The sequence below is a fragment of the Microbulbifer sp. YPW1 genome (genome assembly GCF_013367775.1).
Classification (GTDB): Bacteria; Pseudomonadota; Gammaproteobacteria; order Pseudomonadales; family Cellvibrionaceae; genus Microbulbifer.
On the sequence record NZ_CP055157.1, the window covers coordinates 3,901,283 to 3,923,947 of the forward strand.

Here is a 22,665-nt window from a genome sequence, read left to right on the forward strand (position 1 = left end):
CATAAGGTGGCTTTTTTCGTTTGCGTGAGATCCGGCTTTCACCGGCGGCCGGTGCTCAGTGTACTGGCATCGCCGTGCAGATCTTGAGTTGATTGTTCTCCACAGTCACCTCGACCTTGCCGCCCTCTTCCGACAGATCCCCGAACAGCACAGCCTCCGCCAGCGGTTTGCGCAGTTTTTCGCGAATCAGGCGAGCCATGGGTCGCGCCCCCATTTTCTCGTCGTAGCCGTTGACCGCGAGCCACTCGCGGGCCTCATCGTCCACCTCGAGGGTAACCCTGGACTCATCGAGCTGCGCCTGCAGTTCGACAATAAACTTGTCCACCACGGTTTTGACCACTTCCATATCCAGCGAGCCGAACTGAATGATGCTGTCCAGTCGATTGCGGAATTCGGGAGTAAACATCTTTTTGATCTCCTCCATTCCATCACTGCTGTGGTCCTGGTTGGCAAAACCGATAGAGCGACGACTCATAACTTCGGCGCCCGCATTGGTGGTCATGATCAGAATCACATTGCGGAAGTCTGCCTTGCGGCCATTGTTGTCGGTCAGAGTGCCGTGATCCATTACCTGCAGAAGCAAGTTGAATACTTCCGGGTGGGCTTTTTCGATCTCGTCGAGCAGCACCACGCTGTGGGGGTGCTTGGTCACTGCATCGGTCAACAGGCCACCCTGGTCAAAACCTACGTACCCGGGAGGGGCGCCAATCAGGCGAGAAACCGTATGGCGCTCCATGTACTCGGACATGTCGAAACGAATCAGCTCGATGCCCATTACCTGGGCCAGCTGACGACAGAGTTCGGTTTTACCGACACCCGTAGGACCGGCGAACAGGAAGGAGCCAATGGGCTTCTCCTCCGCACCCAGACCAGCGCGCGCCAGCTTGATCGAGGTGCTGAGCGCCTCGATTCCCTGATCCTGGCCGAACACCACCATCTTGAGGTTCTCGTCCAGCTTCGCCAGCGCCGCCTTGTCGGAAGCAGAAACGCTTTTGGCGGGAATACGGGCCATTTTCGCCACGACGTTTTCAATCTCGGTCACAGAGATTGTGTCGGTACGCTGGTCCGCCGGCAGTAGCGCCTGGTAGGCGCCGGCCTCATCGATCACATCGATGGCCTTGTCTGGCAAAAAACGCTCGGTGATATGCCGGTTAGCGAGGTGCGCTGCGGCCTCCAGGGCCGAATCGGTAAAACGCACCTTGTGGTGATCTTCAAAACAGGTTTTGAGCCCCTGCAAAATCTGCACGGTTTCTTCGACGGAAGGTTCGTGCACGTCGATCTTCTGGAATCGACGGGAAAGTGCGCGATCTTTCTCAAAAATACCGCGGTATTCGTTAAACGTCGTAGAGCCAATACAACGCAGCTGCCCGCTGGACAGCAGTGGCTTCAGCAGGTTGGACGCATCCATCACGCCGCCGGAAGCTGCGCCGGCGCCAATAATGGTGTGAATTTCATCGATAAACAGTACTGCGTGCTCGCGCTTTTTCAGCTCGGCCAACAGCGCCTTGAAGCGCTTTTCAAAATCGCCGCGGTACTTGGTGCCTGCCAGCAGAGAGCCGAGATCGAGGGAATAAATGGTGCTTTCTTTCAGCGGCTCTGGCACCTCTCCATCTACGATTCGACGGGCGAGTCCCTCCGCGATTGCGGTCTTACCTACGCCGGACTCACCGACCAGTAGCGGGTTGTTTTTGCGACGGCGCGCCAGTACCTGGGTTACCCGCTCTACCTCCGGCGCGCGGCCAACCAGAGGGTCAATTCGACCAAGTATCGCTTCCTGGTTGAGGTTTGTGGCGTAACTTTCGAGAGGGTCGGAGCCGCCTGGCTCCGCGGTGCTGCCGAGATCTTCATCCACCTGCTCGGGCGAAGGATCGGGGCTGCTGTTGTGCGTATTGTTGCCGCCGGAACTGACGCGGGAAATACCGTGGGTGATGTAATTCACCACATCGATACGGGCGACGCTCTGCTGCTTGAGGTAGTAGACGGCCTGACTTTCCTGCTCACAGAAAATCGCAACCAGAACGTTGGCACCAGTCACCTCTTTCTTGCCGGATGACTGAACGTGGAATACCGCGCGCTGCAGTACTCTCTGGAACCCCAGTGTGGGCTGGGTTTCCCGCTCACTGTCATTTTCAGGAATAAGTGGCGTGGTAGAGTCAACGAACTCAAGCAGCTCTCGGCGCAGTGCGCTGAGGTCAGCTCCACAGGCATGCAGAACATCTGCCGCGGATTCATTGTCCAGCAGCGCCAGCAACAGGTGCTCAACGGTCATAAACTCGTGGCGTTTCGCCCGTGCACCTTTGAACGCTAGATTGAGCGTTACCTCTAAATCCTTGCTGAGCATCTAAACCTCAAACCTTACTGGCCAATGTCATCCGGGTTGTAGTGAAAAACACCCGGCATTCCTGATTTTTTGCCGGATACCCGGCCGGAAAAGTCACGCCTGACTGCCACAGGCGGCGGTAGTCCTTAACTTCCCTCCTCCTCGCCGTTTTCGTCGTCCTCATCTGCCTCAATTTCGCAAAGTAAGGGATGTTCATTGTCCCGTGCGAACTGATTAACCTGCGCGGCCTTTGTTTCCGCTATATCTCGAGTATAGACACCACAGATCGCTTTTCCCTTAGTGTGTACCTGCAACATAAGTTGAGTGGCGCGCTCACGATTTACATAGAAGAAAAGCTCCAGAGCCTCGACAACAAATTCCATCGGGGTGTAGTCGTCATTGAGCATGACCACCTTGTACATAGGCGGTCGCTTTAGCCGCGGCTTGGCCTCGGCAAGTGCGGTATCCCCATCTGCCCCGTGAAGGTAGAAATCATCTCCGCCGCCATCTTCGTTCGAGTGTAGTTTAATGATTTGTGATTTTCCCATAGCGCTAGTCAATCAGAGTTCCGGAAACGGTTCACAGTGCTGGCGCCCCCGCAACTATCGTCGAGGAATCAGCCTCTCGAAAGGGCTCGCGCCGGCCACCGCAGTGAATTTGGCAAGCGCACATTGTAACCTCAATCAGGTATCAGCACAGTCCGGGGCAACTGCCCTCCTTGACAAGGGGCGGTGTCTTGGCTACAAGAGGTATTAACCGCGCCAACGCGGTGATGAGGCACTAGCTAATAGTCGTACAAATGATTTTGTACAAACAAAGAAGCGCATGAAGCGCGATAACAATAACGATACATGTAAGGCGGCCAGCAGTCGCCCCGGCAATATTAGAGGGATTTCGCCATGCCTACCGGTACTGTTAAGTGGTTCAATAACGCCAAGGGATATGGATTCATTCTCGCTGACGAGGGTGGAGAGGATCTTTTCGCGCACTACTCCGCCATCCAGATGGAGGGGTACCGCACCCTGAAGGCTGGCCAGCAGGTCAACTTCGATATCATTCAGGGCGACAAAGGCTACCACGCTGCCAATATCAGTGTTGCCACTGCTGAGGGCAGTCGCTCACCCGCGCCTGCATCTGCATCCCCAGCGCAATCGGTAAGAGAAAAAGAGACCGAGGAAGCGCTGGACTAAGCGACTCTGCCGGCGCGCCCTGGCGTGTGCCGGACAGAGCACTGCAGCCAGGAGGATTTGTCGCAAGCGCAATTTGGACCGGGAGCCCTGTTGCGCCCCTGAAAGCTTGCGGCCGACACCAGCTGAGTATCATTTCAGAGAAATCCGCTCGCCCGACCATTGGCACCCCCGTGCCACCTACCCTTAATGTCGATAGCGCTGAGACCCCATCCGGTACTGAGAGTGCCCACGGGCCGTAAAGCAAGCGCTGATACGGATATTCAGGCAAAAAAAAAGCCCCGCATCAAGCTGATGCGGGGCTTTTTCATTCGCCGATTATCAAGCCATGTGCTTAATAACTTCCTCGCCGAACTCGGAGCAGGATTTCAGGTCTGCGCCGTCCATCAGACGCTCAAAGTCGTAGGTTACGGTTTTGGCTTCGATAGCACCTTCCATACCCTTAACAACCAGCTCAGCGGCTTCGTTCCAGCCCAGGTGACGCAGCATCATCTCTGCAGACAGAATCAGGGAACCCGGGTTCACTTTGTCCTGACCGGCGTACTTGGGTGCGGTGCCGTGAGTGGCTTCGAACAGAGCAACGTCGTCAGACAGGTTGGCACCCGGAGCGATACCGATACCACCGACCTGAGCGGCCAGTGCGTCGGACAGGTAGTCACCGTTCAGGTTCAGGGTGGCGATTACGTCGTACTCGGCCGGACGCAGCAGGATCTGCTGCAGCATGGCGTCGGCGATCACGTCCTTAACCACGATTTCCTTGCCAGTGTTCGGGTTTTTGAAGCTGCACCAGGGGCCACCGTCGATCGGCTGCGCGCCGAACTCTTCGCGGGCCAGTTCGTAACCCCAGTCTGCGAAAGCACCTTCGGTGAACTTCATGATGTTGCCTTTGTGCACCAGAGTCAGGGAGTCGCGATCCTGATCGATGGTGTACTGCAGCGCTTTACGCACCAGGCGCTTGGTGCCCTCTTCGGAAACCGGCTTAACACCGATACCAACGTTTTGCGGGAAGCGGATCTTCTTAACACCCATCTCGTCCTGCAGGAACTTGACGACCTTGTTGGCTTCGTCAGTACCAGCCTTCCACTCGATGCCAGCGTAGATGTCTTCAGAGTTTTCACGGAAGATCACCATGTCTACCTTGTTCGGCTCTTTGACCGGAGAAGGTACACCGCTGAACCAGCGCACCGGACGCTGACATACGTACAGGTCCAGCTCCTGGCGCAGGGCAACGTTCAGGGAGCGGAAGCCGCCGCCTACTGGCGTGGTCAGCGGGCCTTTGATGCTGACAACGTATTCCTTGATGGCTTCCAGGGTTTCCGCCGGGAACCAGTCGCCGCTGTAGGTTTCTGCTGCTTTCTCGCCACAGAAGATTTCCATCCAGGCGATGGACTTCTCGTCGCTGTACGCCTTGCTGACGGCAGCGTCGATTACTTTGCGCATTACCGGGGTGATATCCACGCCGATGCCGTCACCTTCGATGAACGGAATGATCGGGGTGTTCGGTACGTTCAGAGAACCATCTGCGTTGACTGTAACTTTTTCGCCGTTCGCCGGCACTTGGATATGACCCATTAAGTTGACTCCCGTAACTCTTTGACTAAACGTCCGGCTTTATAGGTGGAAAACCGGCATAATGCGCCGAATATCCACTGCCGGTCTTGGTTGCTGCTCATTGTTTGCGCCTTTGCATACGCCGAGCCAGCTAAAAATCGGCGGGATTATATCAGCATCCACCCAATTTTGTAGTTTGATTACAACGAAAACACGACAGCGGCATGACAACACTTGCGACATGAGCCAATTGATCCTGTTTAACAAACCCTTCGGCGTCCTGTGTCAATTCACCGACCCCGACGGGCGGCCCACGCTGTCGGACTACATAAGGAAGGCGGGAGTCTACGCCGCCGGTCGCCTTGATTTCGACTCGGAAGGGCTGCTACTGCTGACAGACGATGGCAAGCTGCAGCACCAGATTGCACATCCGGACAACAAGCTGCCCAAGGTGTACTGGGCCCAGGTCGAGGGTGACGTGGGGGAAGATGCCCTGGTGCAATTGCGCCGCGGGGTAACACTGAAAGACGGGCGTACCGCACCGGCCAAGGCGCGCCTGATCCAGGAACCCGTCATTTGGCCCAGGGTTCCGCCCATTCGCGAGCGCAAGTCCATCCCAACCTCGTGGATCGAGCTCACCATCAGCGAGGGGCGCAATCGCCAGGTGCGTCGGATGACCGCCGCGGTTGGTCACCCTACCCTGCGCCTGGTGCGCTGGGCTATTGGCAACTGGACCCTGCAGGGACTCGGGCCTGGCGAGCAACGGGAGGAGACCGTACACCTCCCGCGACAGGGGCAGGCGAGCAAAGGTGGCCGCACGCGACCGGGCGAATCCTCAAGAAAGCAGCGCAGCCGCCCCCCGGGCCGCACGGCGGGAAAGCCGCGCAACAGGCGATAGAGACCCGCGCGCTGCCAACAAGCTGCGCCGTGAGAGTTGATTGGGCCAATTATGCGGCCCATTTTCGGTAATTTGGGGGCTGGGGAGCTAGGCTGAAGTAGGAGTCTGGCGGCGTTTTTCGCACTGGCCCGGATGGCGGGCCAATGGGACGATTACTGCAAATTGGTCAGTTAACGCTTTCACAGGTAAAATGCGCCCCCGTTTTCCAGCCCAGCGGCAATGACCACGGTGCCCACCGGGTTGCAATCCCCCGGCACCCCTCACTGTAACAACCGGTATTTCATGACAGTTTCGGATTTGTCTGTGTCCCCCAACTCTACGGATTCCAGCCCAGGCGCCAACGGCGCGGGCAAACGCGTGATCGTCGGCATGTCCGGCGGTGTGGATTCGTCCGTGGCCGCGCTGCTGCTGATGCGGCAGGGATATGCGGTGGAAGGCCTGTTCATGAAGAACTGGGATGAGGACGACGGCACCGAATACTGTACCGCGCGCCAGGATCTGGCCGACGCGGAATCGGTCTGCAAGCGCCTGGGTATCAAACTGCATACAGCGAACTTTGCGGCCGAATACTGGGACAACGTGTTCGAATATTTCCTCGCCGAATACAAGGCTGGCCGCACACCCAACCCGGACATCCTGTGCAACCGCGAAATCAAGTTCAAGGTGTTCCTCGAATACGCGCAGATGCTGGGCGCGGACGCCATCGCCACCGGGCACTACGCGCGCCGGCGGGATGAGAACGGACACACCTACCTGCTAAAAGGCCTGGACAACAACAAAGACCAGAGCTATTTCCTGCACGCCGTTGGCGAGGCCGAATTTGCCCGCTCCCTGTTCCCACTCGGCGAGCTGGAGAAACCGGAAGTCCGCCGTATTGCACAAGAGAACGGCTTTATCACCTCCACCAAGAAGGACAGCACCGGCATCTGCTTTATCGGCGAGCGCCGTTTCAAAGACTTCCTGGAACAGTACCTGCCCGCCCGGCCCGGTGAAATGCAGACCCCGGAGGGCGAGGTGATGGGCCAGCACAGCGGCCTGATGTACCACACCATCGGCCAGCGCCAGGGGCTTGGGATCGGTGGCGTCAAAGGTGCTGGAGACCAGCCCTGGTACGTGGTGGGCAAGGACCTCGACCGCAACGTACTGCTCGTGGCGCAGGGCAAGCACCATCCCCTGCTCTACTCGACCGGCCTGACCGCCACACAGACCCACTGGATCAATGGCACTGCGCCAGCCCAGGAATTCCGCGCGGCGGCCAAAACCCGCTATCGCCAGGAAGATCAGGATTGCCTGATTACGGTGGAAGATGGGGGCCGTATCACGATCGCCTTTGACGAGCCGCAACGCGCGGTTACCCCCGGACAATCGGTGGTGATCTATCGCGGCGATTATTGCCTCGGTGGCGCGGTTATCGATCAGGCTACCGGTGTGGGCGAAGTCGACCCGCACCAAACCAGAAAGAAACAGGCTGCAGGGAGCAACTCTTGAGTAATTGGCGAGACCAGGCACTGGCACTGGCCGGGGTATTTCAGGCGGCAATTCTGGTAGAGCGGCTGGCGAAAACCGGCACGGCGCCTGCTGAGCAGATGGAAACCGCTGTTTACAGCCTGTTTCAGCAGAACCCGGAAACCACCGAAGACGTTTTCGGCGGGGTGGAGAAATTGCTGCCCGGCCTGCGCGGTGCACGACAACTGCTTGCCACCCGCAGCCATCCGGAATACACCGACTGCCTGCGCTACGTGCTTTCCATCCTTTATCTGCAACGCCAACTGGCGAAAAAGCCGGACCTGTTGTCGATCATTGGCAACCGGCTGGAAAAGGCGCAGTTGCAGTCGGATCACTTCGGCATCGGCCACGAGAATGTCTACGCCAATCTGGCGAGCATCTATAGCGATACCCTGAGCACCTTCCGTTTTCGTATTCAGGTATTGGGTGACTTTAATTTCTTGCAGCAGCAGCGCATCGCCAACCAGATTCGCACCATGCTGTTCGCCGGTGTACGCTCCGCCACCCTGTGGAGACAGCTGGGCGGGCGCAGATTACACCTGCTGTTCCAGCGTAAAAAACTGATTGCAGCGATGGACGCCCTGGTGTCCAAGTACGAATCACTGGAACACTGATTCCTTAAGACTGATTTTCAAAGATTGCCGCCGCTTCCTACATTTGTTCGTTTCAGCGGCTGGATTTCAATACCGGAGAGACACAATGACCGTCGAGCTATCCGCACTTACCGCGGTTTCCCCCATTGATGGACGCTACGAAAGCAAGACTGCCCCACTGCGCGACATTTTCAGTGAGTACGGTTTGATTCGTGCCCGCGTAGAGGTGGAAGTTCGCTGGCTGCAGCAGCTTGCCCGCCATGAAAAGATTGCCGAAGTGCAACCCTTTACCGGCAACAGCAACCAGATCCTCGACGACATCGTTGCCCAGTTCAGCATTGAAGATGCTGAGCGCATCAAGGAAATCGAGCGCACCACCAACCACGATGTGAAAGCGGTCGAATATTTCCTCAAGGAAAAAGTGAAAAGCGATGAGCAGCTACTCGCTGTAAGCGAATTCATCCACTTTGCGTGTACTTCCGAAGACATCAATAACCTGTCCCATGCGCTGATGCTGCGTGCAGGTCGCGATCAGGTGCTGCTGCCAGCAATGAACCAGATCGTGAGTGAAATCGCCCGTCTCGCGCAGGAATTCGCCGACGTTCCGATGCTGTCCCGCACCCATGGCCAGACTGCGAGCCCGACCACCGTCGGTAAAGAACTCGCCAATGTTGTGGCGCGCCTGCGTCGCCAGATCAAGCAGATCCACGAAGTCGAGCTGCTCGGCAAAATCAATGGTGCCGTGGGTAACTACAATGCCCACCTCTCTGCCTACCCGGATGTGGACTGGCAGGCGAACGCGGAAGAATTCGTAACTTCCCTCGGCCTGTCCTGGAACCCCTACACCACCCAGATCGAGCCGCACGACTATATCGCCGAGTTGTTCGATGCGATTGCGCGCTTCAATACCATCCTGATCGATTTCGATCGCGACATCTGGGGCTACATCTCCCTGGGTTACTTCAAGCAGAAAGTGGTGGCCGGCGAAGTGGGCTCCTCCACCATGCCGCACAAAGTGAACCCCATCGACTTCGAGAACTCCGAAGGCAACCTGGGTATCGCCAACGCCGTGTTCCAGCACCTGGCGGCGAAACTGCCCGTTTCCCGCTGGCAGCGCGATCTCACCGACTCCACCGTTCTGCGCAATATGGGCGTTGGTGCCGGCTACTCGGTAATCGCCTACGCCGCCACCCAGAAAGGTCTGGGCAAGCTGGAGATCAACCGCGCGCGTCTCGAGGAAGACCTGAACAACGCCTGGGAAGTACTCGCCGAGCCGATCCAGACCGTTATGCGCCGTTACAACATCGAAGCGCCCTACGAAAAACTCAAGGCGCTCACCCGCGGCCAGGGTATCACCAAGGAAACCCTGGCGGTGTTTATCGATGGTCTCGAGATGCCGGAAGAAGCCAAGCAGGCCCTGCGCGAGATGACGCCGGCGAGCTATATCGGTAACGCAGTAGCACAAGCCAAAAACATCTGACCTCGCGCCAGTTCAATACCAACAATCCGGGAGATATCGCCATGACCGAGTCAGGCCAGCGCCATTCCGTTGAACCTCTGACCCACCTTGGCGACATCCCGGTGGAAACCTTCCTGCGGGAGTACTGGCAGAAAAAGCCATTGCTGATCCGCAACGCCTTTCCCGGCTTTGTTTCTCCCATTTCAGGAGAGGAACTGGCCGGGATGGCACTGGAAGAAGAAATCGAATCTCGCCTGATCGAGGAGAACGGTATCGAGGGCCCCTGGCAATTGCGCACCGGCCCTTTCACCGAGGAAGATTTCTTCAACCTGCCGAAAACACACTGGACCCTGCTGATTCAGGCCGTGGACCAGTGGATTCCGGAAGTCGCCGATCTGAAGGACTACTTCCGCTTTATTCCGGACTGGCGTCTCGACGACATCATGATCAGCTATGCCGCTGACCAGGGCAGCGTCGGTCCACACTACGACTTCTACGATGTGTTCCTGCTCCAGGCCGAGGGCAACCGCCGTTGGCACCTGGGCCCGAAAGCCGACGCCAGCAGCCCGCGTGTCGAGGGTACACCCCTGAACATACTCAAAGAGTTCGATGCTGAGGCCAGCTGGTTACTGGAGCCCGGCGACATGCTGTACCTGCCGCCCCAGTTCAGCCACTGGGGTATTGCTGAAGGCGGCTGCACCACTATTTCTGTCGGTTTCCGCGCGCCCTCCGCGCGCACCATGCTCGAGGACCTGGCCGCAGAGCTGGGTGCGGGCCTGCCAGATCACTACCGCTACAGCGACCCCGATCTGGAACTGCCGGTCAATCCGTCGGAAATCGATCAGCAGACCGTCGCCCGGGTGCAGCGCCACCTGGCAGAGTGGCTGCAACAGCCACAGAATATCGCCCAGTGGTTCGGCGCTATCATGACGGAAGCGAAATATCCCGACACCATCGCCCTGGATGCCGGCTCCGCGGAAGACTGGCGAGAGCATCTGGCCGATGGCGGGAGCCTGGTACTCAATCCAGGTTCCCGCTGCGCATTCTGTCGCGAGCCTGCCAGCCTGTTCATCGACGGCGAGACCTTCCCCGCCCCGCTGCTGTTTGCCGAGGGTTTCTGCAATACGCACGCACTGGACCAGAGTGACGTAGATGCCTATCCCGAGTTGGCTGCCAGTAACGGGTTGCTCGACCAGCTGGTTTCTCAGGGCAGTCTCATTTACCCTGAAGCGCTGGAGTCCGACGACACGGATGCAGATGACTAGGAGAATGTTTGATGAGTCTGTTTGTACGCCTCGCCGACTGGCAGACGGATCGGGAAGCCATTCGCGGTATCCGCCAAAAGGTATTCGTCGAAGAACAGAATGTCCCTGAAGATCTCGAGTGGGACGAACACGAGGAAAGCGCACAACATTTCCTCGTCTACCACCACAACAAGCCCATCGGCACCGGCCGCCTCACCGGCGGCGGCAAGATCGGGCGCATGGCCATATTGAAGGACGCGCGCGGCCTGGGTGCCGGACTGGAACTGCTCAACCGGATCTGCAAGTTTGCCCGGGTTTCCGGTCAGAAAAACGTGTACCTTAACGCCCAGGTGCAGGCGATCCCCTTCTACGAAAAGGCCGGGTTTGCGGTAACGGGGGAAGAGTTCATGGAAGCGGATATTCCGCACGTACGCATGGACCTTACCCTGAGTGAAAAGGAACCCTGCGAGAATGCCGACGACTGCAACCGGTAAGCGGCAGGCGGCAAATACGGAGGCGCTTCAACTGGCGGACGAGGATAGTTTCCGCGAAGCGCTCCAGCAGCTGATTGGCACGGCTCGTCGCCACCTGCGCATCTACTCCCAGAGCCTGTCGAGAGCCCTGTACAACGACCCGATTACAGTACAGGCGTTATCGGAATTTGCCCGCAGCAGCCGCTACGCACGCATTCAGCTTCTAATTACCGACAGCGCCCCGCTCTTGCGTCACCCTCACCGGGTACTGCCCCTGGTACAGAGATTAAGCAGCCGTATAGAGCTGAAGAAAATCCAGCCGACCAGTGAAGCCACCGACTGGGAATTCGCCCTCGCCGATCGCGACCAGGTGCTGCAGAAAACCGACCTGGAAAAGTGGGTGGGCTCCTACCACGCGGAAAACCCGGTAAGGGTCAGGCAGCTACAGGATATCTTTGACCAGGCCTGGCTTCACGCCCGCCCGGATCCCGAACTAAAGCGCTTGCTGCTGTAACACCGGCCTTCCCTGGCCGTGGCCACGCAAATCCAGCGCCGCCCTCTTCTGTTCCTTACGCGACCTCTTTTAACCTGCGCGCATCCCAGATCGGCACGACATTTTGACGCTCAATCACGTCCACATCGATTCCGCGGGACGATGCGGTATCGATAAAGTCCGCAATGGCTTCAGCGACATCGTGATTGATATAGACGCAGTTTCGCTTGTCGAGAATCACGTGGGCGTTATCCGGAATTTCACTCAACTCTTTCCGGATAGCGCCCTTGTTCAGGAAGGTGACCTCTTCAGCCAACTGCATGTTGATGCGAATGCGATCCCCCTCTTCCGTATCCTGCTTTTTGTGCAGGAAATGGGAGTTGAGATAGTTGCGCCGCAGCAGCGCGAAAATCGCCGCAACCATGCCGACACCGACGCCTGTCAGCAGGTCGGTAAACAGCACACCGAGCACGGTAATCACAAACGGTAGGAACTGCTCCATACCGCTGTCCCACATCTTGCGGAACAGCGCGGGCTTGGCGAGCTTGTAACCGGTGAGGATCAACACCGCAGCCAGCACGCCCAGCGGAATCATATTCAGCCAGCTAGGCAGGGTCGCCACACATACCAGCAGCAGGAGGCCGTGACAGATGGTGGACGCCTTGGAGCGCGCGCCAGTCTGCAGGTTGACCGAGCTGCGCACGATCACCTGGGTCACCGGCAGGCCACCAATCAGGCCGGAGAAGGAATTACCCACGCCCTGCGCCACCAGCTCCCGGTTAGTCGGTGTAGTACGTTTCAGGGGATCCATTTTGTCGATGGCTTCGACGCTGAGCAACGTTTCCAGGCTCGCCACCACCGCGATGGTCACCGCCACGGTCCATACCAGCGGACTCCCCAGTTGGGAGAAATCGGGCAGCGTAAACAGACCCACGAATTCATTGAAACTTGAAGCGACAGGTACGCTGACCAGATGCGACTCTTCCAGACCCAGACCAGTGGAATTGGCAAACACCATGGACAGCAGCACAGCTGAGAGTACCGCGACCACCGGGCCAGGCACCATCGCCAGCCAGCGCGACCGCTTTACCAGAGGTGTCTCCCACGCGATGAGCAACCCCAGGGAGAGCGCGAAAATGGCCAGCACCCCCGGATGCACGGCGCTCAGCAAAGGCAAGACCCCGTCACTTATGGAAGCACCTTCCGCGAGGCCAAATGCATAGGGGATTTGCTTCAGCAGGATGATAAGACCGATGCCCGTGAGCATGCCGTTGATCACGGACGACGGAAAGAAGTAGCCAAAGATGCCAGCTCGCAACAGGCCCAGCAGAATCTGCATCAGGCCACCGAGCACCACTGCCAGCAAAAATATTTCGAATGACCCCAGGGTCTCAATCGCACTCAGTACGATGACCGTAAGCCCCGCCGCCGGACCGGATACACCGAGGCGCGAACCGCTGACCGCACCGACGACAATACCGCCGACAATACCGGCGATCAGGCCGGAAAATAGAGGCGCGCCTGAAGCCAGCGCCACGCCGAGACATAAGGGCAGCGCAACAAAAAATACTACGACACTCGCGGGAATGTCCTTTTTCAGATTCTGCAAGTCCACACCAGCAACTCCTGTACAACGAAACAGTCAATGTGATCGACAAAACTGCGGCCGTAAGCGGCAATTCAGCCACGGGCGCAGGGGGCGGGAGAATACGAGTCGGTGCTTTCAGCAACCTTTCATGACGACAGATAACAGAATGTCCCATAAGTCAGGTACATGTCCCGAGAATCGTGTATCTTTCGCACAACTAGAGTCTTACTAAATCCCGAACACATGAACGTATTGCTGGTAGAAGATGACCCACTGATCGCCATGGGGCTGCTGCAGGCGCTACAACAGAATGCCTATACGGTGCTGCACGCACCCGATGGCACACGAGCGGAAGGCCTGCTCAGGGCCAACGATATTGACCTGATTATTCTCGATCTGGGACTACCGGATATGGACGGCCTGGAATTGCTCCGCTGGGTCCGCGCGCGTCAGAGCCGCGTCCCCGTCCTGGTACTGACTGCACGTGATGGTGTGGAGCAGCAGGTACTGGCCCTGGATCAGGGGGCCGATGACTATATGGAAAAGCCGTTCGACTTGCGCGAACTAGAGGCTCGCATCCGCGCACTACTGCGACGCAGCCACAACCTCTCGACCGACGAAGTCAGCCTGGGTGCACTGCAGCTGAGTCCTTTCCAGCGCACCGCGACACTTAATGGAGAGCGGCTTGAATTACCCGCACGGGAATATGAAATCCTTGAAATCCTGGCGTTGAGCGCCGGCAAGGTGGTTACCAAAGCACGGCTGGCGCACAGGCTCAGCCGCGAGGGCGATGAGGTTGGCGATAATGCGGTGGAAGTGTACGTCCACCGCCTGCGCCGTCGCCTCAAGGAGTCGGGACTGGCCATCCGCACCCAGCGCGGTGCGGGCTACGTGCTGGAGAACGCCGGTTGAACACGCGACTGGACCTCCGTTCTCTGCTGCTGCTACTGGTCGGTGGGCCACTCTTTGTCCTGCTGCTGATCGAAATGCTGATCACCTTCGGTATCGGATTGCATGTCACAAACCAGGTGTTCGACCGCTGGTTGCTGGACTCGGCCTACTCTCTTGCCCAGGAAGTCCGCCGGGAAAACGGGAAACTCGTACTGCATGCGGACGAGGCCGCCATTGAAGTATTCAAGTGGGATGAACTGGACGAGGTTTTTTACCGCGTCTCCACCCTCGATGGACGGGTACTCGGGGGGGAAGATAAAGCCTGGGTAAGCCTGAAAACCTCCACACTGGAGCGTGGGCCTGTTTTCACTAACGTGAAACTGGGAGGCGAATGGGTACGCAGCGTTACCCTGCTCGCCAACGCCGAATCCCCCGGTGACAGCGCGGTGGTTAGCGTCGCGGAAACCCTGCATAAACGCATCCCCCCTTCGCGCACATTGATGCTGGAGGTGGTTCTTTCCAAGGCTGCCATGATCGTGGTCGCACTGCTGGTGGTGGCGTTCGCCCTCGGCCGGGGTATTCGTCCCCTACTGAGGCTCAGCCAGGAGCTCGCAAGCCGCTCCCCGCGGGATTTGACGCCCATCAGTACACCGCCCGCACCGAAAGAAGTCCGCACCGTAATCGACAACACCAACCATTTGCTGGCGCGGCTCGATGACGCGTTCAGTGCTCGAGAACAGTTTATCGGTAACATTTCCCACCAGCTGAAAACCCCGCTAGCGGGGATCAAGCTACAGGCACAACTGGCCTTGCGGGAGCAGAATATCGATACCGCCCATCAGGCACTGGAACGCATTTGCCAGACCACCGACGCCATGACGCACCTGAACAACCAGCTGCTGAAGCTGGCCCGCGCGGAAACCGCATCTGGACGGGGGCTGCGCAATGAACCGGTCGCACTGGATAGCGTGGTGCGCGAAGCGGCGGAAAGCCTGCGCGAACTGGCCCGCGACCGTGACGTTAAAGTGCACCAGGATTTCAGTGGCGAACCCCCGGAGACTTTAAAGGTCTCCGGGGAATACTTCCTGCTGAGGGAACTGGTATGGAACCTCATGGAGAATGGAATTCTGTATGTGCCGAAAGGCGGTAACGTGTGGGTGGAGCTCAAGCGAGTAAGCGGCAGGATTCGACTCACAGTCAAGGATGATGGCCTGGGTATTCCCCGCGAGCATTGGCCACAGATTTTTGAGCGTTTTTTTCGCTCAAAAATTTCCGGTGAAGGCTGTGGCCTCGGGCTCGCCATTGTGAAAGAAATTGCATTTGCCCACGGAGCCTCGGTAGAACTGCAGGAGGCACCAGATACCAGCGGTGCCTGCTTCGTTTGTATTTTTCCTGCAGCGGTAAAACCGGCCTGAACAGCGACAGCAAACTGCCCGTCAAATGATCCGTTCAGGCGCGGTACTCGGTTCCAGCCTGATCGCAATATATTTTGACGTGGGCGTATAGCTACCCAAACCGTAGCTCTCCAGCGGTACCAGCGGGTTTGCCTCAGGGTAATAGGCGGCCGCCTGTCCCTTCGGGATATCGAAGGCAATCAGGGTAAAACCCGATACGCGGCGTTCCACATCGTCACTCCACAGGGAAACGATATCCACCTTCTGGCGGTCGGCAAAGCCGAGGCGATGAATATCCTCCAGATGCGCAAACAGCACATGGCGCTCCCCTTTCACGCCCCGATAGCGGTCGTTCAGGCCATACACGGTCGTATTGTATTGATCGTGGGAGCGCAGTGTCTGCAGCACCAGATCGGCATTGCGCGCACCGCGTTTGCCGATTTTTGTCAGCACCTCTTGCGGCAGGGGTGCTGGCAGTGAGTGACTGTAGAAATTCGCCTTCTCGTTTGCGGTATTCCACTGTCGTTTGCCGGCCGGGTTTTGCAGGTAAAACCCACCCGGCGCCTGCAGCTTTTCTTCAAAGTTTTCAAAGCCCGGTATGACGTCCGCAATCAACTCGCGGATGCGCCGATAATCTTCCGCAAGCGCAATCCAGGGCACCGGCCTGCTACCCAGCACGGCCTGTGCAATCCCGGCAATAATCGCGGGCTCCGAGCGCATTTCCGGGGACAACGGCTTGAGCTGTCCGTAGGAGGCGTGGACCATGCTGAAGGAATCTTCCACGGTCACCGCCTGCGGCCCACTGTGCTGCTGATCGATGTCGGAACGGCCCAGGCACGGCAGGATCAGCGCCTTCTTGCCGGTAACCAGATGGCTGCGATTGAGTTTGGTACTGATCTGCACAGTGAGATCGCAATTACGCAGTGCACTGTGGGTGCGGGTGCTATCCGGTGTCGCCTGGGCGAAGTTGCCACCGAGCCCAATAAACACCTTAATTTTTTCGGCGAGCATCGCCTCGATGGTTTTCACCACGTTGTAGCCGTGCGACCGGGGCGCTGAGAAATCAAACCTCGCTTCCAGGGCGTCGAGAAACGCTGCAGATGGGCACTCGTCGATGCCCATGGTGCGATCGCCCTGTACATTACTGTGCCCGCGCACCGGGCAGAGCCCGGCACCCGGGCGACCGACCTGCCCGCGCAGCAACTGCAGGTTGGTGATTTCCTGAATCGTGGCTACCGAGTGACGGTGCTGGGTAACACCCATGGCCCAGCAGATGATGGTGGCGTTGCTGCGGCAGTAAATATGCGCTGCGCGCTCGATCTCGTCTTTCTCAAGTCCACTAAACGACTGAATTTCGTCCCACGACGTCGCCTCGACCTGGGCGCGGTAGTCCTCGAAGCCAGCACAGTGTTCGTGAATAAACTCCAAGTCTAGCGGGCCCGTGGATTCGCCCTGGTCTGCCTGGTCCTGCCACTGGAATAGAAACTTGGCGATACCGCGGATCGCCGCCATATCTCCACCCAGCGACGGGCGCAAATACGCGGTGTTGAGGGCCATTTCGCCACCGGTCAACATCTGTACCGGATCCTGGGGCGCCTGAAACCGCTCCAGGCCCCGTTCGCGCAGGGGATTCAATACCACCACCTGGGCCCCGCGCTCTACCGCCTCACTCAAAGGCTCAAGCATACGCGGGTGATTGGTGCCCGGATTCTGGCCGATAACGAATATCGCCTCCGCCTTTTCAAAATCTTCATAGGTCACCGTGCCCTTGCCGGTGCCGATACTCTGCTTGAGCGCGACACCACTGGCCTCGTGACACATGTTCGAGCAGTCAGGCAGGTTGTTGGTGCCAAATGCGCGGGCAAACAGCTGGTACAGGAATGCCGCTTCGTTACTGGCGCGACCGGAGGTATAGAAGGCAGCCTGGTCCGGAGTCTCCAGCGATTTCAGGTGGCTGGCGATCAGGGCAAACGCTTCATCCCACGATATGGGTTGGTAATGCGCGCCCTCGCCATCGTAAAACATGGGCTCGGTCAGACGCCCCTGGTACTCCAGCCAGTAATCATCTTCGGCGAGCAGGTCTTTCAGGCTGTGGCGGGCGAAAAATTCACGGTCGACTCCGCGCCCGGATGCCTCCCAGTTCACCGCTTTGGCGCCGTTTTCGCAGAAGCGGATATGCCCTTCCTTTGGCGCCTCCCCCCAGGCGCATCCGGGACAGTCAAAGCCGCCGTTTTGGTTGGTCTGCAGCATGGCCCGCAGGTTTTTGAACGGTTGGCGGCTGTCGAGCCAGGCATGGGCGACGCTGCGCAATGCGCCCCAACCCGCCGCGGGCTTCTTGTAAGGACGAAAGCGGAATCGGTCAACAGGTGTTTTCATTGAGATACCCCGGCGGGTGAATAGGCTTCTGGCCCGCGGCCTAATCCGCGGCCACTATAAAGTCGCGCGGGCCCCTGGACAGGTTGGTGCAGCAAATTGAGATAGTATTTTCGCGCCCAGCGTACTGCCATATCTGATGGAGACGCGAGGCTGACCAGGGTGCCCACCCCGCTGCACATGGATTTCTGTATGAGCTCTAGGCTGCAGCGACTGGTGATGGCAACGAAGCCGTTTTGCAGGCCGAAGCCCTCACGCACACAGGCGCCGATCAATTTGTCCAGCGCATTGTGTCGGCCGATATCCTCGCGGCAGAATCGCGTCTCGCCATGCTCGTCCACGTAAATCGCTGCGTGCATAGCGCCACTGGATTGCAGGTGTTGCTGGGCATTTTGAAAACGCGCACGCAAATCGGAAAAGTGCGCTGCGGGCGGCAACTGATTGAAGTTTATACGAGCCGAATGGGGAACGGGCTTCAGTGCCTGGGCAAGCGCGTCGACACCACACAGGCCGCAACTGCTGGTGCCAGCCATGGTCCTGCGCGAAATTTTGAGCTGATTCAGGGTGCGCTGATTGAGTGTCATATCCAGGACGACGCTGTCTTCCTGCAGGCTGATATCGAGATCCAGAAGCTGGTCGCGGTGCGAGATAACACCACTGGTGAGGCTAAACCCCACTGCGAAATCTTCCAGTGCACCGGGGGACGCCATCATTACTGCATGGCTGATGCCGTTGTAGCAAAAAGCAACCGCCACTTCCTCGGCCAGCGGTTGCCGGGCCGCGACCGGTGCCCCGGCTTCTTCGAGCAGCAGGTACTGCTCGTCGTTCTGCTCGCTGCTATCAATCATAACCATCTATCAATACCACCGGTCAGCTCGCTTGATCAGCAATACCCTCTGGCGAATCTTTTAGCGAATTCTTACCGCTGTGCCACTGACGCTGACCATCATCATACCGCCCTTCTCCCCTACCACCTCGTAATCCAGATCGATACCGACAATGGCATTGCCGCCCAGGGAACGGGTCTGGGCCTCGATTTCCGCGAAGGCGATTTTGCGCGCCTTGGCCATCTCCCGTTCGTAGGAGCCGGAGCGTCCGCCGATGATGTCGGTAATGGAGCCGAAGATATCCTTGAAAATATTGGCGCCGAGTATGGCCTCACCAACGACCACGCCGAGATAGTCCTCAATCTGGCGACCTTCAACAGTAGGAGTGGTGGTTTTGAGCATGCTGGTTCCTTCCGTAGTTGCTGGATCGTATTGCCGACTACAGCGAGCTTACACAAATAAAAAGCCCCGCGCGCGGCGGGGCATTTTATTTCATGTCATTCTGCTTTTCACAGAAAATCCGCTACCAGATCAACGCTGACTGGCCTTGAACTCGCGGCGACGGCGATGCAGGACGGGCTCAGTATATCCGTTAGGCTGTACGCAGCCCTCAAACACCAGCTCGCACGCGGCCTTGAAAGCGATACTTTGGTCAAAGTTTGGCGCCATATCGCGATAGGCGGCATCACCGGCATTCTGTCGATCCACCACGGCTGCCATACGTTGCATGGTTTCCTCAACTTGTGCCCGGGTACAGATGCCCTGCTTCAACCAGTTGGCGATATGCTGGGACGAAATACGCAGTGTGGCGCGGTCTTCCATCAGCCCCACATCGTTGATGTCCGGAACCTTGGAGCAGCCAACCCCCTGATCGATCCAGCGTACCACGTAGCCGAGAATCCCCTGTGCGTTGTTATCCAGCTCACGCTGGATTTCATCCCCGCTCCATTGAGGATTTGATTCGACCGGCACGGTAAGGATGTCATCCAGGCTGGCCGGTTTGCGCGTCGCCAGCTCTTGCTGGACCTCAGCCACGTCCACCTTGTGGTAATGCAGGGCGTGCAGGGTCGCCGCTGTCGGCGACGGTACCCACGCGGTATTGGCACCGGCGAGGGGATGGGCAATTTTCGCCTGCATCATGGCCGCCATCTGGTCAGGAATCGGCCACATACCTTTACCAATCTGGGCGCGTCCTTTCAGACCCGTTGCCAGCCCCGTATCTACGTTCCAATCCTCGTAGGCAGAAATCCACTTGGATTGCTTCATGTCGCCCTTGCGAATCATCGGGCCGGCCAGCATGGAAGTGTGGATCTCATCACCGGTGCGATCCAGGAAGCCGGTATTGATGAACACAACGCGCGACTTGGCCGCTGCGATACAGGCTTTGAGGTTTACCGTCGTGCGGCGTTCCTCGTCCATGATGCCCATTTTCAGCGTATTGCGGGCAAGTCCCAGCGCGTCTTCGATGCGGTCGAACAGGGTGTTGGCAAAGGCGACCTCCTCAGGTCCGTGCATCTTTGGTTTTACGATATACACGCTGCCACTGCGGGAGTTTTTCAGCGACCCGTTGCCGCGCAGGTCGTGGATGGCAATCAAGCTGGTGATCATGCCGTCCAGGATACCCTCCGGCACTTCGTTGCCGTCTTTGTCGAGCACTGCGTCGTTGGTCATCAGATGACCGACATTGCGCACGAACATCAGGCTGCGCCCCGGCAGTGTCACCGTGCCGCCTTCCACACCGGCGTATTCACGGTCCGGATTTAGCGTACGCAGGATTTCCTTGCCGCCCTTGCTGACTTTTTCCTGAAGATCGCCCTTCATCAAACCAAGCCAGTTGCGGTAAACCACAACCTTGTCCTCGGCGTCGACCGCGGCTACGGAGTCCTCGCAATCCATGATGGTGGTGAGCGCGGATTCCACAAGAATGTCTTTTACACCGGCCTTGTCGGTTTTACCGATGGGGCTCTCACGGTCAATCTGGATTTCAAAATGCAGACCGTTGTGGGTCAGCAACAGCGCCTCCGGCGACTCCTGAGGGCCGCGGTAGCCGATAAACTGGCGACTGTTCTGCAGCACGGCAACCTTGCCATTGCGGAGGGATACTTCAAACAGGGAGCCGTTGATACGGTACTCGCGCACATCCGTGTGGCTCGCGCCATTCAGCGGCGCTGCCTGGTCGAGAAATTCGCGACCATAGGCAATAACCTTGTCGCCGCGCACCGGATTGTACTCGCCGGTTTTTTCTGCGCCGCCGTCTTCGCTGATCACATCGGTGCCATACAGCGCGTCGTACAGGCTGCCCCAGCGCGCGTTGGCGGCATTCAGCGCGTAGCGGGCATTCATCACCGGTACCACCAGCTGAGGACCGGCCATGGTGGCGATTTCGGCATCCACATTCTCGGTGGTGGCGGCGAAGTCCGCCGGCTCTTCGACCAGATATCCGATCTCTTGCAGGAACGCCTTGTACGCCTCAAGGTCCTTGTAACCTTCGGGGTTCTCGCTGTACCACTGGTCCATACGGGCCTGGATATCGTCGCGCTTGGCCAGCAATGCACGGTTTACCGGTGCAAGGTCATTGACGATTTTTTCGAATTCTGCCCAGAACACATCGGCATCTACCCCGGTCCCGGGGATCACTTCCTGTGCAATCAATGCGTGAAGCTCTGAGGCGATCTGCAGACCGCCAATACGGATTCTTTCCGTCATGTCTGACCTCTTGGTACTGGTGCTAGGGACTGGTGAGTTGCGGCATTCTAAACAGGGAAAGTTACATATCGCTAATTTATAGGCACTATCTTCGATATTCTCCAAATGAATTTTAGCCGCCAATTCCCTTTATAACTGGCGTCCCACATCGAGAATAAGGCGGCGCATCCAGCGGTGTGGTGCGCTCTGCTGCAACAGCGGGCTCCAGGCCATTTTCAGCTCCAGAGGCGGTATCTTTAGCGGCGGCTCCCTGAGTGCCACCCGGGGGTTGCTGGTGGCAAGCTGGGCCAGACGGGTCGGCACAGTGACGATCAGGTCGCTCTGCTCTGCCAGCAGCATGGCCACCTGATAGTGACGGGTAAATACCGAAATATCCCGTTTTTTCCCAAGGCGGCCGATGGCTTCGTCCACCCACCCCAGGCGCTGTACATCTTCCGGGTTCACGCCAACCCCCACACCCATACCAGTTTTGCTGACCCAGATGTGCTGTGCGTTCAGGTAACTCTCCAGATTGTAGTCCTGCAGGATCGGGTTATCCGTACGCATCACGCAGGAGAAGGTGTCACTCCATATCGTCGCCTGGTGGAAGCTCTGCGGCATGGAGTCAAAGCGGTTGATGACCATGTCTACCTTGCCCTGCTCCACATCCACAAAACTCACGTCACTCGGCGTCATGATGTCTAGACTGATACCAGGAGCGCTGACGCGTAATTGTTTCAGTAGCGGCGGAATCAGTGTGGATTCCGCATAGTCACTCGCCATGATTCGGAAGGTGCGACGGGCATCTGCCGGCGCAAAATCCCGATTGGGCTGGATCACCTGGTCAATCGCGGCAAGCGCCTCGCGCACCATGGGCTGCAGCTCCATAGCGCGCTCGGTGGGCATCATGCCCTCCCGGGTGCGCACCAGGAGCGGGTCCCCGAACAGTTCGCGCAGGCGCTTCAGGCCGTTACTCATGGCGGGTTGGGACAGTCCCAGCTGGTTGGCGGCGCGGGTGACATTGCGCTCGCGCAGCAGGACATCGAGGTAGACCAACAGATTCAGATCAGCTCTTTCCAGATTCATGGGCGGGGGCTCTCCGCCGGCACTACGGGCCGGGGTCAGGTTGTTGTCAGTTCAGCGTTACCAAGGGGTTCAGGCAATATTCACTATTTGGATAGCG

General features: G+C 58.1%; 19 protein-coding genes. 10 read left to right on the top strand and 9 right to left on the bottom strand.

Features of this window, described 5'->3' with window-relative positions:
* Positions 1 to 55 precede the first annotated feature (55 nt).
* Entirely contained in the window at positions 56 to 2,341 is a 2,286-nt protein-coding gene (gene clpA, locus HUW35_RS15825; RefSeq protein WP_181253190.1) for an ATP-dependent Clp protease ATP-binding subunit ClpA, read from the bottom strand.
* A gap of 125 nt (positions 2,342 to 2,466) precedes the next feature.
* Positions 2,467 to 2,868, bottom strand: a complete 402-nt coding sequence (gene clpS, locus HUW35_RS15830; protein ID WP_181253191.1) for an ATP-dependent Clp protease adapter ClpS — start codon at positions 2,866 to 2,868, stop codon at positions 2,467 to 2,469.
* A gap of 351 nt (positions 2,869 to 3,219) precedes the next feature.
* On the opposite strand from clpS, the gene cspD reads away from it, so the two are divergent.
* A complete protein-coding gene (cspD, locus tag HUW35_RS15835; protein WP_181253192.1) occupies positions 3,220 to 3,510 on the top strand; it encodes a cold shock domain-containing protein CspD in 291 nt (96 codons plus the stop codon).
* A 318-nt stretch (positions 3,511 to 3,828) separates the two neighbouring features.
* Here the strand turns inward: cspD and icd are convergent, their stop codons facing one another.
* Positions 3,829 to 5,079 carry an NADP-dependent isocitrate dehydrogenase gene (icd, locus tag HUW35_RS15840; RefSeq protein WP_181253193.1) on the bottom strand — a complete coding sequence of 417 codons (1,251 nt, stop codon included), beginning with the start codon at positions 5,077 to 5,079 and terminating at the stop codon, positions 3,829 to 3,831.
* Positions 5,080 to 5,299: 220 nt separating this feature from the next.
* Between icd and HUW35_RS15845 the strand changes: the two genes are divergently transcribed.
* From HUW35_RS15845 to HUW35_RS15875, 7 genes are all read left to right on the top strand, one after another.
* A complete protein-coding gene (locus tag HUW35_RS15845; protein ID WP_181253194.1) occupies positions 5,300 to 5,956 on the top strand; it encodes a pseudouridine synthase in 657 nt (218 codons plus the stop codon).
* Between the two features lie 282 nt (positions 5,957 to 6,238).
* The gene (gene mnmA, locus HUW35_RS15850) at positions 6,239 to 7,444 is read left to right on the top strand and encodes a tRNA 2-thiouridine(34) synthase MnmA (RefSeq protein WP_181253195.1); all 1,206 of its coding nucleotides are present in this window, start codon (positions 6,239 to 6,241) and stop codon (positions 7,442 to 7,444) included.
* Positions 7,441 to 8,076 (top strand): high frequency lysogenization protein HflD, encoded by a 636-nt coding sequence (gene hflD / locus HUW35_RS15855; RefSeq protein ID WP_181253196.1) that lies wholly within the window; start codon positions 7,441 to 7,443, stop codon positions 8,074 to 8,076. The genes mnmA and hflD overlap by 4 nt, the downstream gene beginning before the upstream one ends.
* A gap of 85 nt (positions 8,077 to 8,161) precedes the next feature.
* Positions 8,162 to 9,535 (top strand): adenylosuccinate lyase, encoded by a 1,374-nt coding sequence (gene purB / locus HUW35_RS15860; RefSeq protein ID WP_181253197.1) that lies wholly within the window; start codon positions 8,162 to 8,164, stop codon positions 9,533 to 9,535.
* A gap of 41 nt (positions 9,536 to 9,576) precedes the next feature.
* Positions 9,577 to 10,779, top strand: coding sequence for a cupin domain-containing protein (locus HUW35_RS15865; RefSeq protein ID WP_181253198.1), 1,203 nt, complete (start codon positions 9,577 to 9,579; stop codon positions 10,777 to 10,779).
* Between the two features lie 11 nt (positions 10,780 to 10,790).
* Positions 10,791 to 11,252: a GNAT family N-acetyltransferase gene (locus HUW35_RS15870; protein WP_219932606.1), complete on the top strand. Its 462-nt coding sequence runs from the start codon at positions 10,791 to 10,793 to the stop codon at positions 11,250 to 11,252.
* Positions 11,230 to 11,745 carry a hypothetical protein gene (locus tag HUW35_RS15875; RefSeq protein ID WP_181253200.1) on the top strand — a complete coding sequence of 172 codons (516 nt, stop codon included), beginning with the start codon at positions 11,230 to 11,232 and terminating at the stop codon, positions 11,743 to 11,745. Before HUW35_RS15870 ends, HUW35_RS15875 begins: the two co-directional genes overlap by 23 nt.
* A gap of 55 nt (positions 11,746 to 11,800) precedes the next feature.
* On the opposite strand, the gene HUW35_RS15880 is transcribed toward HUW35_RS15875, so the two are convergent.
* Positions 11,801 to 13,339: a SulP family inorganic anion transporter gene (locus HUW35_RS15880; protein WP_219932607.1), complete on the bottom strand. Its 1,539-nt coding sequence runs from the start codon at positions 13,337 to 13,339 to the stop codon at positions 11,801 to 11,803.
* 216 nt (positions 13,340 to 13,555) lie between these two features.
* Between HUW35_RS15880 and HUW35_RS15885 the strand changes: the two genes are divergently transcribed.
* Positions 13,556 to 14,224 carry a response regulator transcription factor gene (locus HUW35_RS15885; RefSeq protein ID WP_181253201.1) on the top strand — a complete coding sequence of 223 codons (669 nt, stop codon included), beginning with the start codon at positions 13,556 to 13,558 and terminating at the stop codon, positions 14,222 to 14,224.
* Positions 14,221 to 15,618 carry a sensor histidine kinase gene (locus HUW35_RS15890; protein WP_181253202.1) on the top strand — a complete coding sequence of 466 codons (1,398 nt, stop codon included), beginning with the start codon at positions 14,221 to 14,223 and terminating at the stop codon, positions 15,616 to 15,618. The genes HUW35_RS15885 and HUW35_RS15890 overlap by 4 nt, the downstream gene beginning before the upstream one ends.
* Positions 15,619 to 15,639: 21 nt before the next feature.
* On the opposite strand, the gene HUW35_RS15895 is transcribed toward HUW35_RS15890, so the two are convergent.
* The 5 genes from HUW35_RS15895 to HUW35_RS15915 form a co-directional block, all read right to left on the bottom strand.
* Entirely contained in the window at positions 15,640 to 17,973 is a 2,334-nt protein-coding gene (locus HUW35_RS15895; RefSeq protein WP_181253203.1) for an FdhF/YdeP family oxidoreductase, read from the bottom strand.
* Complete coding sequence (fdhD, locus tag HUW35_RS15900; protein WP_181253204.1) at positions 17,970 to 18,818, bottom strand: formate dehydrogenase accessory sulfurtransferase FdhD; 849 nt, start codon at positions 18,816 to 18,818, stop codon at positions 17,970 to 17,972. The genes HUW35_RS15895 and fdhD overlap by 4 nt, the downstream gene beginning before the upstream one ends.
* A 60-nt stretch (positions 18,819 to 18,878) precedes the next feature.
* On the bottom strand, positions 18,879 to 19,199 hold the full coding sequence (locus tag HUW35_RS15905) for a heavy metal-binding domain-containing protein (RefSeq protein ID WP_181253205.1): 321 nt from the start codon (positions 19,197 to 19,199) through the stop codon (positions 18,879 to 18,881).
* 129 nt (positions 19,200 to 19,328) lie between these two features.
* Complete coding sequence (locus HUW35_RS15910; protein ID WP_181253206.1) at positions 19,329 to 21,503, bottom strand: malate synthase G; 2,175 nt, start codon at positions 21,501 to 21,503, stop codon at positions 19,329 to 19,331.
* Between the two features lie 129 nt (positions 21,504 to 21,632).
* Positions 21,633 to 22,568, bottom strand: coding sequence for a LysR family transcriptional regulator (locus tag HUW35_RS15915; protein WP_181253207.1), 936 nt, complete (start codon positions 22,566 to 22,568; stop codon positions 21,633 to 21,635).
* Positions 22,569 to 22,665 lie beyond the last annotated feature (97 nt).

Bases quoted from the DNA above. Each gene is read 5' to 3' on its own strand.
- HUW35_RS15885 (WP_181253201.1), top strand. From the start codon at position 13,556: ATGAACGTATTGCTGGTAGAAGATGACCCACTGATCGCCATGGGGCTG.
- HUW35_RS15895 (WP_181253203.1), bottom strand. From the start codon at position 17,973: ATGAAAACACCTGTTGACCGATTCCGCTTTCGTCCTTACAAGAAGCCC.
- purB (WP_181253197.1), top strand. From the start codon at position 8,162: ATGACCGTCGAGCTATCCGCACTTACCGCGGTTTCCCCCATTGATGGA.
- HUW35_RS15865 (WP_181253198.1), top strand. From the start codon at position 9,577: ATGACCGAGTCAGGCCAGCGCCATTCCGTTGAACCTCTGACCCACCTT.
- clpA (WP_181253190.1), bottom strand. From the start codon at position 2,341: ATGCTCAGCAAGGATTTAGAGGTAACGCTCAATCTAGCGTTCAAAGGT.
- fdhD (WP_181253204.1), bottom strand. From the start codon at position 18,818: ATGATTGATAGCAGCGAGCAGAACGACGAGCAGTACCTGCTGCTCGAA.
- HUW35_RS15870 (WP_219932606.1), top strand. From the start codon at position 10,791: ATGAGTCTGTTTGTACGCCTCGCCGACTGGCAGACGGATCGGGAAGCC.
- clpS (WP_181253191.1), bottom strand. From the start codon at position 2,868: ATGGGAAAATCACAAATCATTAAACTACACTCGAACGAAGATGGCGGC.
- HUW35_RS15845 (WP_181253194.1), top strand. From the start codon at position 5,300: ATGAGCCAATTGATCCTGTTTAACAAACCCTTCGGCGTCCTGTGTCAA.
- HUW35_RS15910 (WP_181253206.1), bottom strand. From the start codon at position 21,503: ATGACGGAAAGAATCCGTATTGGCGGTCTGCAGATCGCCTCAGAGCTT.
- HUW35_RS15915 (WP_181253207.1), bottom strand. From the start codon at position 22,568: ATGAATCTGGAAAGAGCTGATCTGAATCTGTTGGTCTACCTCGATGTC.
- HUW35_RS15875 (WP_181253200.1), top strand. From the start codon at position 11,230: ATGCCGACGACTGCAACCGGTAAGCGGCAGGCGGCAAATACGGAGGCG.
- cspD (WP_181253192.1), top strand. From the start codon at position 3,220: ATGCCTACCGGTACTGTTAAGTGGTTCAATAACGCCAAGGGATATGGA.
- HUW35_RS15905 (WP_181253205.1), bottom strand. From the start codon at position 19,199: ATGCTCAAAACCACCACTCCTACTGTTGAAGGTCGCCAGATTGAGGAC.
- icd (WP_181253193.1), bottom strand. From the start codon at position 5,079: ATGGGTCATATCCAAGTGCCGGCGAACGGCGAAAAAGTTACAGTCAAC.
- mnmA (WP_181253195.1), top strand. From the start codon at position 6,239: ATGACAGTTTCGGATTTGTCTGTGTCCCCCAACTCTACGGATTCCAGC.